The sequence below is a fragment of the Pseudomonas sp. 20P_3.2_Bac5 genome, assembly GCF_025466035.1.
Taxonomy (GTDB): Bacteria; Pseudomonadota; Gammaproteobacteria; order Pseudomonadales; family Pseudomonadaceae; genus Aquipseudomonas.
In genome coordinates this window covers 14,129-28,303 of sequence record NZ_JANLOA010000105.1, presented here as the reverse complement: position 1 = coordinate 28,303, position 14,175 = coordinate 14,129, and the positions used below count along the sequence as shown (strand labels likewise).

At 63.6% G+C, this 14,175-nt stretch carries 10 protein-coding genes; 3 read left to right on the top strand and 7 right to left on the bottom strand.

The window, feature by feature from the left end; translation table 11 throughout:
- Positions 1-3: 3 nt before the first annotated feature.
- Complete coding sequence (locus NTD88_RS18900; protein WP_262153919.1) at positions 4-828, bottom strand: ABC transporter ATP-binding protein; 825 nt, start codon at positions 826-828, stop codon at positions 4-6.
- Positions 825-2,417, bottom strand: coding sequence for an ABC transporter permease (locus NTD88_RS18895; RefSeq protein ID WP_262153918.1), 1,593 nt, complete (start codon positions 2,415-2,417; stop codon positions 825-827). The genes NTD88_RS18900 and NTD88_RS18895 overlap by 4 nt, the downstream gene beginning before the upstream one ends.
- Before the next feature lie 286 nt (positions 2,418-2,703).
- Here NTD88_RS18895 and NTD88_RS18890 point away from each other — a divergent pair, with 286 nt between their 5' ends.
- Positions 2,704-3,750, top strand: a complete 1,047-nt coding sequence (locus NTD88_RS18890; protein ID WP_262128240.1) for an ABC transporter substrate-binding protein — start codon at positions 2,704-2,706, stop codon at positions 3,748-3,750.
- Here NTD88_RS18890 and NTD88_RS18885 read toward each other — a convergent pair.
- Positions 3,707-4,633 carry a LysR family transcriptional regulator gene (locus NTD88_RS18885; protein WP_262153917.1) on the bottom strand — a complete coding sequence of 309 codons (927 nt, stop codon included), beginning with the start codon at positions 4,631-4,633 and terminating at the stop codon, positions 3,707-3,709. The genes NTD88_RS18890 and NTD88_RS18885 overlap by 44 nt on opposite strands.
- 183 nt (positions 4,634-4,816) lie before the next feature.
- Here NTD88_RS18885 and NTD88_RS18880 point away from each other — a divergent pair, with 183 nt between their 5' ends.
- Positions 4,817-5,722, top strand: coding sequence for a TauD/TfdA dioxygenase family protein (locus NTD88_RS18880; RefSeq protein ID WP_262128242.1), 906 nt, complete (start codon positions 4,817-4,819; stop codon positions 5,720-5,722).
- A gap of 94 nt (positions 5,723-5,816) precedes the next feature.
- On the opposite strand, the gene NTD88_RS18875 is transcribed toward NTD88_RS18880, so the two are convergent.
- The 4 genes from NTD88_RS18875 to NTD88_RS18860 form a co-directional block, all read right to left on the bottom strand.
- Complete coding sequence (locus NTD88_RS18875; protein ID WP_262153916.1) at positions 5,817-7,070, bottom strand: OprD family porin; 1,254 nt, start codon at positions 7,068-7,070, stop codon at positions 5,817-5,819.
- Positions 7,071-7,372: 302 nt separating this feature from the next.
- Positions 7,373-8,827: an AdeC/AdeK/OprM family multidrug efflux complex outer membrane factor gene (gene adeC / locus NTD88_RS18870; protein WP_095154780.1), complete on the bottom strand. Its 1,455-nt coding sequence runs from the start codon at positions 8,825-8,827 to the stop codon at positions 7,373-7,375.
- Positions 8,824-11,976 carry a multidrug efflux RND transporter permease subunit TtgB gene (gene ttgB, locus NTD88_RS18865; RefSeq protein WP_262153915.1) on the bottom strand — a complete coding sequence of 1,051 codons (3,153 nt, stop codon included), beginning with the start codon at positions 11,974-11,976 and terminating at the stop codon, positions 8,824-8,826. Before ttgB ends, adeC begins: the two co-directional genes overlap by 4 nt.
- Positions 11,977-11,979: 3 nt before the next feature.
- The gene (locus NTD88_RS18860; RefSeq protein ID WP_262153914.1) at positions 11,980-13,131 is read right to left on the bottom strand and encodes an efflux RND transporter periplasmic adaptor subunit; all 1,152 of its coding nucleotides are present in this window, start codon (positions 13,129-13,131) and stop codon (positions 11,980-11,982) included.
- 264 nt (positions 13,132-13,395) lie between these two features.
- On the opposite strand from NTD88_RS18860, the gene NTD88_RS18855 reads away from it, so the two are divergent.
- Positions 13,396-14,028, top strand: a complete 633-nt coding sequence (locus NTD88_RS18855) for a TetR family transcriptional regulator (RefSeq protein WP_095154783.1) — start codon at positions 13,396-13,398, stop codon at positions 14,026-14,028.
- Positions 14,029-14,175 lie beyond the last annotated feature (147 nt).

The window sequence follows — 14,175 nt, the reverse complement described above, 5'->3', positions numbered from 1 at the left end:
TCCTCAGCAGGCCAGGTAGGTCAGGGGCAGGTCGTGGATCCGCGCGACGGGCGGCGGCAGGTAGCGGTCGTCGCGGGTCAGCTCGTGCAGCAGGATTTCGCGCAGACGGTGGAAGTCCAGGCTGGCGCGCTCGCGCGGGTGCGGCAGGTCGATCTCGACCACGCGCTTGATCCGCCCCGGCCGCGGCTCCAGCACCACCACGCGGTCGGCGAGGAAGATCGCTTCCTCGACGTCGTGGGTCACCAGCAAGGTGGTGATGCGCGCCCGTTCGCGGATCGCCAGCAGTTCGTCCTGCATCTGCTGGCGGGTCAGGGCGTCGAGGGCGCCGAAGGGTTCGTCCAGCAGCAGAATGCGCGGGCTGGCTACCAGGCCGCGGGCGATCGCCACGCGCTGGGCCATGCCGCCGGAAAGTTGGTGCGGGTAGGCGGCGCTGAACGCTTCCAGGCCGACCAGGGCGATGAAGTCCTTGACCCGCTGCTGCTTCGCTGTCGTGTCCAGCGCTTCGTTGACCAGGCCCAGCTCGATGTTCTCGGCCACCGTCAGCCAGGGGAACAGGCGGTGTTCCTGGAAGACGATACCGCGCTCGCTGCCGATGCCGCTGACCCGCTTGCCGTCGATCAGGATCTGCCCCTGATAGTCGTTGTCCAGGCCGATCAGCAGGCGCAGCAGGGTGGACTTGCCGCAGCCGCTGGCGCCGACGATGGCGACGAATTCGCCTTCGCGGATATCCAGGTTGAAGTCGCGCAGCGCCTCGACTTCGCCATCGCTGACGGCGAAGCGCTTGCTGACCTGTTGAAAGCTGACCAAAGGGGAAACCCGTGCGTTCATGCGCGTCTCCAGCGCGTGGCACGCGCTTCGATATGTTGTCCGAGGGCGCTGAGCAGGGCGCCGGTGACCCCGACCAGGAGCATCCCGGCCATGATCTGGTCCATGCGCAGCAGTTGCTGGGCGGCGATCATCAGGCTGCCGATGCCACCGCCCGAAGGCATGAAGTATTCGGCGCCGATGGTGCCGAGCCAGGCGTAGATCAGGCCGATGCGCAGGCCGGCGAAGATCCCCGGCGCGGCGTTGGGCAGCACCAGCCGGCGCAGGCGTTGCCAGCGGCTCAGGCGCAGCACTCGGGCCGCTTCGTGCAGTTGCGGCGAGACGCTGGCGACGGCGCGTTGGGTGGCGATGAACAACGGGAAGAACGCCGCCAGGCCGACGAACACCCACTTCGCCAGTTCGCCCAGGCCGAACCAGGCGGTCAGCAGCGGCACCCAGGCGAACAGGGCAATCTGCCGCAACCCCGAGAGGCTCGGGCCAAGCAGTTGCTCGGCGCGCGGCGAGAGCCCCAGCCACAGACCGAACAACAGACCCAGCCCGCCCCCCAGCAGCAGGCCGCCGAGGGCGCGGCCGACGCTGATCGCCAGCGAGCCGCTGAGGCTGCCGTCGAGCACGCCGTTGCCGAGGGTGTCGAGCACCGCCAGCGGCGCCGCGAGAATATTCGCGTCGACCCATTCGGCCTGGCTCGCCACCTGCCAGAGGGCGAGCAACGCCAGCGGCAGGAACAGCGCCTGCACCCGCTCCACGCCGCGCAGGCGTTGGACCCGCAGTTCAGCGGTCGCCGGGTGCGGCCAGTGCAGCAGGCGACGGTCGAGCCAGCCGAGTCCACGGTCCATCAGCAGGCCGATCACGCCGATCACCGCGATGCAGACGAAAACGATATCCAGCATGAACAGTTGCCGTGCCCAGACCATCAGGTAGCCGATGCCTTCGCTGGAGGCCAGCAGTTCCACCGCCAGCAGCGAGGTCCAGCCGGTGGCCAGCGCCAGGCGCAGACCAGCGAAGAACGACGGCAGCGCCGCCGGCAGGATCAGCCGGGTGATCAACAGGCGCGGCGGCAGGCGCAGCACGGCGGCAGCTTCACGCAGACGGGGTTGGGCATCGCGCACGCCGACCAGGGTGTGCAGGGTGATCGGCACGATGATCGCCTTGACCAGCACCACCAACTTGAGGGTTTCGCCGATGCCGAACAGCGCCATGAACAGCGGCACCCAGGCCAGGGTCGGAATCTGCGCCAGCGCATTGAAGGTCGGCAGCACCAGGCGCTCGCTGCGTCTGCTGAAGCCCAGCCAGGCGCCGAGCACCGCGCCGGCACTGACCCCCAGCAGCAAGCCGACGAACAACCGCCAGAGACTGATGCCCAGGTGTAGCCAGAGTTCGCCGTGGCTCAGTTCGACGGCGCTGCTCCAGACCAGCGAGGGCGGTGGCAGGATCTGTTCGCTCATCCATTCATGGCGGCTCGCCAGCCACCACAACGCGGCCAGCGCCAGCGGCAAATACCAGGCGTTCAGCCGCTGCCAGGGCAGGCGGTTGAACCCTCGCGCGGTGGGCGGGGCGGTCAGCGGCAGGGCTGAGCGGGAAGCGTGGGCCATGAAGACCTCCGGGTCGGCTGCACAGGCGGTTCTTTGCTTATTTCTTATGGATCTATTTATTGATTGGTAAATTCGATCGGGTAATAAGAGAGGCATTTAAAGCCCAGTGTCGAAGCAGCGGCCAATGCATTCGAAGCATATTTTTCTTGTGCTTCATGCATAGTCAGTTGAAACGCTGGATACAGCGCTTATATGTAATCCGGTTATTAAAATGTAATTTCTTAGTATTTAACTTGCGCGGCCGAATAGCGTTAGGTGGCGGCACCATTACAAGGAGCCGCGTGCCATGAACCTGTCGCTCAACCGTGTTTTCAGCCTGTTCGCCGTCCCCGCCCTGGCCGCTGTGGTCGGCTGGCTGCCCGCCGAGGCGCTGGGCGCCGAGGTCAAGCAGATCCGCATCGCCGTGCCCGACCTGAGTGCCGGCACCCAGCACTCGGGCGGCGGCATCACCGACGTGTTGCAGGAACAGCAACTGCTGGAAAAAGCCTTCGCCGCCGATGGCATCAGCATCCAGTGGAATTACTTCAAGGGCGCCGGCCCGGTGATCAACGAGGCGTTCGCCAATGGCCAGGTGGACTTCGCCTACCTGGGCGACCTGGCGGCGATCATCGGCAAGGCCAACGGTGTCGATACCCGCCTGCTCGCGGCGACCGCGCGCGGGGTCAAACACTACCTCGGCGTCGCCCCGGACAGCGGCATCAAGACCCTGCAAGACCTCAAGGGCAAGCGCGTGGCGATCTTCCGCGGCACCGCCACGCAACTATCGTTCGATGCCGCGCTGGCCAGCCAGGGCCTGAGCGAGAAGGACCTGAAAGTCATCAACCTGGACTTCAACGCCGCCATCGCCGCGTTGGCCGCCAAACAGATCGACGCCACCTGGGGCTCGACCGGGATCACCGCGCTGAAGGAACGCGGCCTCGCCGAACTGCCGCTGAGCACCCGCGACCTGGGCGGCGCCGGTAATGTCCAGGCGGTGCTGGTGGGATCCGGTGCGTTTATCGATGCCCACCCCGAGATCGTCGCGAAGTTCCTTGCCGCGCAGCAGCCCGCCGTGCAGTGGCTGACCAGTGACGGCAACAAGGACGCCTATGTGCAACTGGTCTCGTCCCGCGCCAGCTATCCGCCGGCGATCCTCACCCATGACCTGAAGGACGAGCAGCTGAGCCAGATCTTCCCCGCCACCCTCGACGAACAGTTCCTCACCCGTCTGCAGGCCTCGGTGGACCTGGCGGCCAAGGAACGGCTGATCCGCAAGCCGTTCCAGGTCAACCAGTGGCTGGCGCCTCAGGCTATCCGGCCAGTTCCTGTGGCACAGGCTGGCGGTCAAGAGTGACCAGGGTTTCGATCATCGCCCGGGCGGCGGGCGAGAGGCGGTAACCGCTGCGGCTGACGATGCCGCAGCGGGCGCTGAGGCTGTCGAGGTTGGTGGGCAGGTTGCGCCAGTGCAACTGGATCAGCTCGCCGCGACCGATGTACGAAGAAAAGGCCTCTTCGGTGCCGATGCCAATGGCATTGCTGTCCTGCACCACCCGCAACAGGGTCGGCAGGTGTTCGGTCTGCACCTGGGGCGAGAAGTCGGTCTTGCCGCTCAGGTTGGCCAGCAGCTTGCGCACCCCGGGCGGGATCAGCGAGGTGGCCAGCGGGTAGTCGAACATGTCGTTGGTGGACAGGCTGTCCTTGGCCAGCAGCGGGTGGCCGGGGCGGCAGAAGAACAGGCCACGGCGGGGCGTGAGGGCTTGGGTGTGGAAATTCGGGTCGGCCTCGAAATGACGAATATCGGCGACGAAAAACTCCACCTCCTCACGGTTCAGCGCGCGGCTGAGCTTTTCCCAGTTATCCACTTGCAGGCGGGTGTGCACCTTCGGGTGCGCATTGACGAACTGCGCCAGCGCCCGCGGCACCAGTTCCGCCGCGGGCGCCGGACCGCAGCCGAAGCGCAGTTCGCCGGCATCGAGCTTGGTCATCTGCAGCACTTCGCTGCTCAGTTGCGCCGCGCCCTGCACCAGGCGCAGGGCGTGTTGCAGCACCACTTGACCTTCGGGCGTGGGGCGCAGGTCCTTGTTGCCGCGGTCCACCAACACGCAGCCGAATTCCTGTTCCAGGCCCTGAATGCTGCGGCTGAATGCCGGCTGGGTAATGCCCATGGCCTCGGCGGCGCGAACGAAACTGCGGTGTTCAGTAAGGGCGATGAAGTAGCGCAGTTGACGAAGATCCATATGCATTTCCGGCATTTCAAAAATAGGGCGAAGGTATTTGCCGCCACGGGAGACTGGGGTTTTAAATGCAAGCTCTTATTCCGTCAATGAAGCAGCTATTTATCTGTTAGTACTTATTCGCATAACGATAGAGCACTGTTCCAACGACAACTTCCGTGTCGTCAGCCAATGAGGGTTTGAACCATGAGCAATGCCGCACTCGCCGCAACCCCTGTCAGCCAAGCGCTGGACATTCACCCGGTCGCCGGACGCATCGGCGCCGAAGTGCGTGGCGTGCAACTGAGCGCCGATCTGGAGCCGGCGGTGATCGAGGCCATCCAGGCCGCACTGGTGGAACACAAGGTGCTGTTCTTCCGCGCCCAGCACCACCTCGATGACCAGGGTCAGGAAGCCTTCGCCCACCTGCTCGGCGAACCGATCGCCCACCCCACCGTGCCCGTGCGTGACGGCACTCGTTACCTGCTGGAACTGGATGGCGGCGAAGGGCGCCGCGCCAATTCCTGGCACACCGACGTGACCTTCGTCGACGCCTACCCCAAGGCCTCGATCCTGCGCTCGGTGGTGGCGCCGGTGTCCGGCGGCGACACGGTCTGGGCCAACACCGCGACGGCCTACAACGACCTGTCGCCGGCGCTCAAGGTCCTCGCCGAAGAACTGTGGGCGGTGCACAGCAACGAGTACGACTACGCCGGGGCCAAGCCCAATGTCAGCGTCGAGCAACTGGAAAATTATCGTCGGGTATTCACTTCCACCGTGTACGAAACCGAGCATCCGGTGGTGCGCGTGCACCCGGTCAGCGGTGAAAAGCACCTGCTGCTGGGGCATTTCGTCAAACGCCTGAAGGGCTATTCGCAGAACGATTCACAGCACCTGTTCAGCTTGTTGCAGGGGTATGTGACGCGTCTGGAGAACACCGTTCGCTGGCGCTGGCAGGCGGGGGACGTGGCGATCTGGGACAATCGCGCGACCCAGCATTACGCGGTGGATGACTACGGCACCCAGGGCCGAGTGGTGCGCCGGGTGACGTTGCAGGGGGATGTGCCGGTGAGTGTGGCGGGGGAGCGGAGCCGGACGGTGAAAGGCGCCTGATTCATTTTTTTGGGGGGAGCATCGCGAGCAAGCTCGCTCCTACAGGGGACTGAACTGTAGGAGCGAGCTTGCTCGCGATGAGGCCCGTGAAGCCTCAGAGAATCCCGATCGGATAGCTGATGATCAGCCGGTTTTCATCAAACGCGTTGGTGCTGTAGTCCCGACGCATGGTCGAGTTACGCCACTTCATCGACAGGTTCTTCAGCGCACCGCTCTGAATCACGTAGGTCAGTTCCGATTCCCGTGCCCATTCTTCACCGTCGTCCACCGTCGCGGTGTGCACGTTGTCGCCCTTGATGTAGCGGTTCATCAGGGTCAGGCCGGGTACGCCGAGGGCGGCGAAGTTGTAGTCGTGGCGCACTTGCCAGGAGCGTTCCTGGGCGTTGTCGAAGCTGGAGTTGTAGCTGTCGTTGGCCAGGGTGCCGCCGCTGGTGCCGTTGACGCGCATCCAGGCATCGTCGCCGCTGACTTTCTGCAGGCCGACATAGAAGGTGTTGCCACCGTAACGCGCCGAAAGCAGGGCCGAGGCGGTGCGGTTGTCGAGGTCGCCGGCCCGGGCCGAGCCATCTTCCTTGCCGAGGAAGTAGCCGAGGTTGGCGCCCAGGGTCCAGTCGCCCAGCGGCTGGCTGTGAACCAGGTTGATGTACTGCTGCTGGTAGATGTCCTTCAGTTCCGCGTTCCACAGACCGATCAGGGTGCGCTTTTCGTTGAAGGTGAATTCACCACCGGCGAAATTGAAGCGGTCGGAGGTGATCCCCCCGCGGCCGTTCATGAACATGTCTTCCATGCTCGCGTCGTTGCGCGGGCTGTTGCCGCGGAACTGCCCGGCATAGAGGGTCAGGCCGTCGATTTCCTGCGAGGTGAGCTGGCCACCGCGGAAGGTTTGCGGCAGCGAGCGACCGTCGTCGGAACGCAGGATCGGCAGCACCGGCATCCACTCGCCGACTTTCAGTTCAGTCTTCGACACCTTGGCTTTCAGGGCCACGCCGAGGCGGCCGAAATCGTCGGCCGGGCGGCCGTCGTCATGCACCGGCAGCAGGTGGGTGCCCGCGGTGCCTTTGCCGCCGTCGAGCTTGACCGAATACAGACCGAGGATATCGACACCGAAGCCGACAGTGCCTTGGGTGAAGCCGGACTTGGCGTCGAGGATGAAACTCTGGGTCCATTCCTCGCCTTTGCCCTGGGCGTTGGCCGGGTCGACGAAATTGCGGTTGATGTAGAAGTTGCGCAGGTTCAGGGAGGCCTTGGCGTCCTCGACGAAGCCGCTTTCAGCAGCCAGGGCGGGGAGGGCGCAAGTCATGGCAATGAAGCCGGGAAGCAGGTGTCGTGCTGGGTGCGGAGTGTTCATCGTCAATGTGTCTCTTGTTTTTATGTAAGCGAAACCATCCGCCATGACTGAAAAGGGTCACAGGCCGGGTTGCGTCTTTGGGGTTTGCGTTGGGAAAAGCGGCAAGAGGATGGTGCTGTGACGGACGGGGGCGAATCAATTCGTTACAGGCGGAAATGGGCGATTATCGAACGATAACTGAATGGTTAGTTTCTTTTGTTGCGTTGAAAACGCAGGGGGCGGGAGAGTTGCAGGAGAGCGGTGTGCAGCCATGAAAAAGCCCACCGCAGAGGGTGGGCTTTTCTACATCAGGTTCAGCCAGTTCAGCCTTTCGGCGTCTCGACCGAAGCTTGCTGCTGAGCATCACCGGTGCGCTCGTACCAGCCGCCACCGAGGGCCTTGTACAGATTGACCTCGCTGACCACCTGCGACAGCCGGTCAGTGATCAGCGACTGCTGGGCACTGAACAGGTTGCGCTGGGCGTCGAGGAACACCAGGTTGCTGTCCACGCCGATACGGTAGCGACGCTCGGCCAGGCGGTAGTAATCCTGGTTGGCGGCGACCAGATCGCGCTGGGCCTGCAACTGCTGGTTGAAGGTCTGCCGCGCAGCCAGACCATCGGAGACTTCCTGGAAGGCGGTCTGGATGGTCTTTTCGTACTTGGCGATGTTGATGTCTTTCTGGATCTTCGAGTAATCGAGGCTGGCCTTGAGCGAACCGGCATTGAAGATCGGCAGGTTGATCTGCGGCTGGAACAGCCACGTGCCGGAGCCACCCTTGAACAGGCCGCTCATGTCGGAGCTCAGGGTCCCGGCATTGGCGGTCAGGCTGATACTCGGGAAGAACGCCGCGCGGGCGGCGCCGATATTGGCGTTGGCCGCCTTGAGCAGGTGCTCGGCTTCCATGATGTCCGGACGCCGGGTCAGCAGGTCCGACGGCAGGCCGGCCGGCATTTCCGCGAGCAGGTCGCCGTCCAGCGGCAGGGCCGCCGGCAGGTTGCCCGGCAGACCGGCGCCGACCAGCAGGGTCAGGCTGTTGAGGTCCTGGGCCACCAGGCGCTGGTACTGCGCCAGCTTGACCCGGGCGCCTTCGACCGCGGTGCGGGCCTGGCTCAGGTCCAGGGCCGAGGCCACGCCGACGTCGCTGCTGCGCTGGGTCAGCTTGAAGCTTTCCTCGTAGGTTTTGAGGGTCTCGCCGGTCAGCTTGAGCAGGGCCTGGTCGGCCTGCCAGGTGTAATAGGCGTTGGCGACGCTGGCCACCAGGGCGATCTGCGTCGAACGGCGCGCCTGTTCACTGGACAGGTAGGTTTCCAGAGCCTGTTGGCTCAGGCTGCGCACCCGGCCGAACAGGTCCAGCTCATAGGCGCTGACGCCGATGGTGGCCGAATATTGGCTGCTGATGCTCGACTGGCCGGTCTGCGACATGTCCGCCGGCGTGCGCTGGCGTTGGCCGCTGGCGTTGGCCGAGACAGCCGGGAACAGGTCGGCGCGCTGGATGCGGTACTGCGCACGGTAGGCGTCGATGTTCAGCGCCGCGACCCGCAGGTCGCGGTTGTTTTCCAGCGAACCCTGGATCAACTGCTGCAGCGCCGGGTCGTGGAAGAACTGGCGCCAGCCTTGCTCGGCGGCGGCCACCTGGGCCGACTCGGCCGGCGAGTAGGCCGGACCTGCCGGCCACTCGGCCGCGACCGGCGCCTCGGGGGTCTTGTACTCGGGGATCAGCGAGCATCCGCCCAGGATGAACGCGGTGACCGCCAGGGATATCAGGGACTTGGTCATTGCCCAGCCTCATAGCGTGGAGTTTCAGGTGTGGCGTCTTCTTCGGGCTGTTTGCTGCCGAACAGCGACGACACGCTAACGAAGAACAGTGGCACCCAGAAGATGGCCAGAACGGTGGCCGTGATCATACCGCCGATCACCCCGGTACCAATGGCGTGCTGGCTGCCCGAACCCGCGCCGGTGGCGATGGTCAGCGGCACTACGCCGAGGATGAACGCCAGCGAGGTCATGATGATCGGACGCAGACGCATGCGGCAGGCTTCGATGGCGGCGTCGGCCAGGCTGCGGCCCTGTTCGTGCAGTTCCTTGGCGAACTCGACGATCAGGATCGCGTTCTTCGCCGCGAGGCCGATGGTGGTCAGCAGCCCCACCAGGAAGTACACGTCGTTGGACAGCCCGCGCATGCTGGCCGCCATCAGCGCACCGATGATACCCAGCGGCACCACCAGCACCACCGCGATCGGGATCGACCAGCTTTCGTACAGCGCCGCCAGGCACAGGAACACCATCAGCAGCGACAGCGCGAACAGTGCTGGCATCTGCGAACCCGACAGCTTCTCTTCATACGACATGCCGGTCCACGCGAAGCCGACACCGGCTGGCAGTTTGGCGGCCAGGCGTTCGACTTCGGCCATCGCCTCACCGGTACTGTAGCCAGGGGCTGGCGCACCGAGGACTTCCATTGCTTCGACGCCGTTGTAACGCGACAGCTTCGGCGCGCCGTAGATCCACTCGCCCTTGGCGAAGGAGGAGAACGGCACCATCTCGCCAGCAGCGTTGCGCACGTACCATTTCTGCAGGTCTTCCGGACTCATCCGCGACGAGGCTTCGCCCTGGAGGTAGACCTTCTTGACCCGGCCACGGTCGATGAAGTCGTTGACGTAGCTGGCACCGAGGGCGATCGACAGGGTGTTGTTGATATCGGAGATGGTGACGCCCAGCGCGCTGGCGCGTTCATCATCGATGGTCAACTGGTACTGCGGTTCGTCGTTCAGGCCGTTCGGACGCACAGCGGAGAGGATCTTGCTTTGCGCCGCCATACCGAGGAACTGGTTGCGCGCTTCCATCAGCTTGGCGTGGCCGACGCCGGCACGGTCCTGCAGGAACACGTCGAAACCGGTGGCGTTACCCAGTTCCAGTACCGCAGGCGGGGCGAAGGCGAACACCATCGCATCGCGGAAGGTGAAGAAGTGCTGCTGGGCACGGGTTGCCAGGTTGAACACGCTGTTTTCGGCAGAGCGCTCGCCCCACGGCTTGAGCATGATGAAGGCCATACCCGAGCTTTGACCGCGGCCCGCGAAGTTGAAGCCGTTCACGGTGAACACCGAGGCGACCGTGTCGGACTCCTTGTCCAGCAGGTAGGCGCGCATTTCATCGACCACCGCCTGGGTGCGCTCGGCACTGGAGCCGGCCGGGGTTTGCACCTGGGCGAACAGTACGCCCTGGTCTTCCTCTGGCAGGAACGCAGTCGGGATACGCATGAACAGCCAGACCATGCCGACCACGATCAGGATGTAGGCGAGGAAGTACGGGGCCTTGTGGCGCAGGATGTTGCCCACGCCGCGCTCGTAGCTCTGCACGCTGCGGTCGAAGTTGCGGTTGAACCAGCCGAAGAAGCCGCGTTTGGCCGTGTGGTGCTCGCCTTTCTTGACCGGCTTGAGCATGGTGGCGCAAAGCGCCGGGGTGAAGATCAAGGCAACCAGCACCGACAGGCCCATGGCCGACACGATGGTGATCGAGAACTGCCGGTAGATCACACCCGTGGAGCCGCCGAAGAATGCCATCGGCAGCAGTACCGCCGACAGTACCAACGCGATACCGACCAGCGCGCCCTGGATCTGGCCCATGGACTTCTTGGTCGCTTCCTTGGGTGAAAGCCCCTCTTCGGACATCACCCGCTCGACGTTTTCCACCACGACGATGGCGTCGTCCACCAGCAAGCCGATGGCCAGGACCATCGCGAACATGGTCAGGGTGTTGATGCTGAAACCTGCGGCGGCAAGGATGCCGAACGTACCCAGCAATACCACCGGCACCGTCATGGTGGTGATCACCGTGGCGCGGAAGTTCTGCAGGAACAGGTACATCACCAGGAACACCAGTACGATCGCTTCGATCAGGGTGTGGATCACGCCGCTGATCGATTCGGTCACCACCGGGGTGGTGTCATACGGGAACACCGCCTTCATGCCTGGCGGGAAGAACGGTTCGAGGTCGGAAATGGTCTTGCGCAGCGCCTTGGCGGTATCCAGGGCGTTGGAGCCGGTGGCCAGTTTCACGGCCAGGCCGGAAGCCGGCTTGCCGTTGAACTGGGCGCTGACCGCGTAGTTTTCACCACCCAGCGCGACCTTGGCGACATCGCCCAGGCGCACTTGCGAACCGTCGCGGTTGACCTTGAGCAGGATCTTTTCGAACTGCTCGGCGGTCTGCAGGCGGGTCTTGCCGATGATGGTCGCGTTCAGTTGCTGGCCGGGCAGGGCGGGCAGGCCGCCGAGTTGACCGGAAGACACCTGGACGTTCTGCGCGGCAACGGCGGTCTTGACGTCAACCGGGGTCAACTGGAACTTGTTCAGCTTGGCCGGATCGAGCCAGATGCGCATCGCGTACTGGGCACCGAAGACCTGGAAGTCACCGACACCGGCGGTCCGCGAGATCGGGTCCTGCATGTTCGAGACGATGTAGTTGGCCAGGTCGTCCTTGGTCATGCTGCCGTCTTCGGACACCAGGCCGATCACCAGCAGGAAGTTCTTGACCGCCTTGGTCACGCGGATACCTTGCTGCTGCACTTCTTGCGGCAGCAGCGGGGTGGCCAGGTTCAGCTTGTTCTGCACCTGGACCTGCGCGGTGTCAGGGTTGGTGCCCTGCTCGAAGGTCGCGGTGATGGTCATGCTGCCGTCGGAGTTACTTTCCGACGACACATAACGCAGGTTGTCGATACCGTTGAGCTGTTGCTCGATCACCTGGACCACGGTGTCCTGCACGGTCTGCGCGGAGGCGCCCGGGTAGGTCACGGCGATGGCGATCGCCGGCGGGGCGATGCTCGGGTACTGGTTGATCGGCAGCTTGAGGATCGACAGCGCCCCGACCAGCATGATCACCAAGGCGATCACCCAGGCGAAGATCGGGCGATCGATAAAGAATTTCGACATGGTTTATTCCCCTTTGGCCCCTGCGGTCGCGGCATTGGCCTGGGCTGGCTGGGCAGGCTTGATGTTGGTGGCTTCGCTCACCTTCACTTCGGCCCCCGGTTTGACGTACTGCAGGCCTTCGGTAATCAGGCGATCGCCTGGGTTCAGGCCTTCCTCGATCAGCCAGTCACTGCCGACGGTACGGCTGGCCTTGAGCTGACGCAGCTCGACCTTGTTGTCCTGGTTGACCACCAGGGCGGTCGGCTGGCCTTTCAGGTCGCGGGTCACGCCTTGCTGTGGGGCGAGGATGGCGGCGGCGTTCACACCGTTGTTGAGGCGGGCGTGGACGAACATGCCGGGCAGCAGGTTGTGCTCGGGGTTGGGGAACACGGCGCGCAGGGTCACCGAACCGGTGGTCTGGTCGACCGAGACTTCGGAGAACTCCAGGCGGCCTTCCTGAGCGTAGGTGCTGCCGTCTTCCAGCTTCAGGGTGACCTTGGCGGCGTTCTCGCCGACCTTCTGCAACTTGCCGCTTTCCAGTTCGCGACGCAGCTTGAGCAGCTCGGCCGAGGACTGGGTGACGTCGACGTAGATCGGGTCCAGTTGCTGGATCACCGCCATGGCGTCGGCCTGGCCGTTGCTGACCAGCGCGCCCTCGGTGAAGTTGGAGCGACCGATACGGCCGCTCAGCGGTGCCAGGACCTTGGTGTAGCGCAGGTCGATCTCGGCGCTTTTCAGCGTCGCTTCAGCCTGCAAACGTTTGGCCTGCGCGTCGTCGAATTCCTGGCGGCTGACGGCTTGTTCGGCCACCAGTTGCTTGTAGCGCTCGGACAGCGAGCGAGTCGATTGCAGGTTGGCCTTGGCGCTGGCCAGGGTTGCTTCGTAGACCGCTGAGTCGATCTGGTAGAGCTGCTGGCCTTCTTTGACCTCGCTGCCTTCCTTGAACAGACGCTTGAGAATGATGCCGTTGACCTGCGGACGCACTTCCGCGACCCGGTACGCAATGGTGCGACCTGGCAGATCGGAAACGAGGGTATAGGGTTGGGCCTGGAGGGTGACAACGCCGACCTGAGGAATCTGCGCCACGGGCGCCGCTTCTTCCTTTTTACAGCCGCTGAGCAGTGTTGCCAGGGCGACGGCGGAAACCAGAGCGGAAACAGCTGGCTTGAATTGCATGAAGATCCTCGGGTCAGAAAGAGCTGAAGACGCTCAAGAGTAATGGAAAACAGGATGTAGGAAAAAACTCTATCCGGGTGGATAAGTAGCATGCTAATGAATATACTTACATTCATGCTTGTTTGTAAACACCCGTTACCTTGTCCTCCCATTGCGCAAGGCACGAAACTAGAACACCCGGAACGCGGCCCCACCCCGGTCGCACCGGATCAGAAATCGGTCGCCCGATGCAGGCGACCGGCTCCTTGATGAGGTTGTACTGCCATGGTCCGTCGAACCAAAGAGGAAGCTCAGGAAACCCGTAACCAGATCCTTGAAGCTGCGGAAAAAGCCTTTTACAAGCGCGGGATTGCGCGTACCACCCTTGCCGACATCGCGGAATTGGCTGGCGTGACCCGTGGTGCCATCTACTGGCATTTCGACAATAAAGCCGAACTGGTGCAGGCCCTGCTCGACAGCCTGCAAGAACCGCTCGACGCCTTGGCCAGGGCCAGCGAGAGCGAGGAAGAACTCGACCCGCTGGGCTGCATGCGCAAGCTGCTGGTGCAGTTGATGCACCAGATGGCCAGCGATCCGAAGACGCGGCGTATCAACGAAATCCTTCATCACAAGTGTGAATTCACCGACGAGATGTGCGAGATCCGCCTCCAGCGCCAGAGCGCGACCGTCGACTGTCATGAACGCATCACTCGCTCGCTGGGCAACGCCATCAAGCGCGGGCAGTTGCCGACGGATGTCGACCCGGAGCGCGCGGCCGTGGCCCTGTTCGCCTACATCGACGGGCTGATCCGGCGCTGGCTGCTGCTGCCGGACAGCTTCGACCTGTTCAACGATGCCGAACGCTGGGTCGATACAGGGCTCGACATGCTGCGCGTGAGCCCTGCCCTGCGCAATTGAGGTTTTGTGAGCATTTGTGAATCTTTGTATTTCAAATTGAGCTGAGTTGTTTCCAACGCCGGGCTGAGCAAGAATCGGCCTGGCGTTCGTCATTATGAGCGCTGGGGTCCAAGCGGATACTTAGCTGGCTAATTAAATTTTCTTCAT

Bases quoted from the DNA above. Each gene is read 5' to 3' on its own strand.
- NTD88_RS18900 (WP_262153919.1), bottom strand. From the start codon at position 828: ATGAACGCACGGGTTTCCCCTTTGGTCAGCTTTCAACAGGTCAGCAAG.
- NTD88_RS18895 (WP_262153918.1), bottom strand. From the start codon at position 2,417: ATGGCCCACGCTTCCCGCTCAGCCCTGCCGCTGACCGCCCCGCCCACC.
- NTD88_RS18890 (WP_262128240.1), top strand. From the start codon at position 2,704: ATGAACCTGTCGCTCAACCGTGTTTTCAGCCTGTTCGCCGTCCCCGCC.
- NTD88_RS18885 (WP_262153917.1), bottom strand. From the start codon at position 4,633: ATGGATCTTCGTCAACTGCGCTACTTCATCGCCCTTACTGAACACCGC.
- NTD88_RS18880 (WP_262128242.1), top strand. From the start codon at position 4,817: ATGAGCAATGCCGCACTCGCCGCAACCCCTGTCAGCCAAGCGCTGGAC.
- NTD88_RS18875 (WP_262153916.1), bottom strand. From the start codon at position 7,070: ATGAACACTCCGCACCCAGCACGACACCTGCTTCCCGGCTTCATTGCC.
- adeC (WP_095154780.1), bottom strand. From the start codon at position 8,827: ATGACCAAGTCCCTGATATCCCTGGCGGTCACCGCGTTCATCCTGGGC.
- ttgB (WP_262153915.1), bottom strand. From the start codon at position 11,976: ATGTCGAAATTCTTTATCGATCGCCCGATCTTCGCCTGGGTGATCGCC.
- NTD88_RS18860 (WP_262153914.1), bottom strand. From the start codon at position 13,131: ATGCAATTCAAGCCAGCTGTTTCCGCTCTGGTTTCCGCCGTCGCCCTG.
- NTD88_RS18855 (WP_095154783.1), top strand. From the start codon at position 13,396: ATGGTCCGTCGAACCAAAGAGGAAGCTCAGGAAACCCGTAACCAGATC.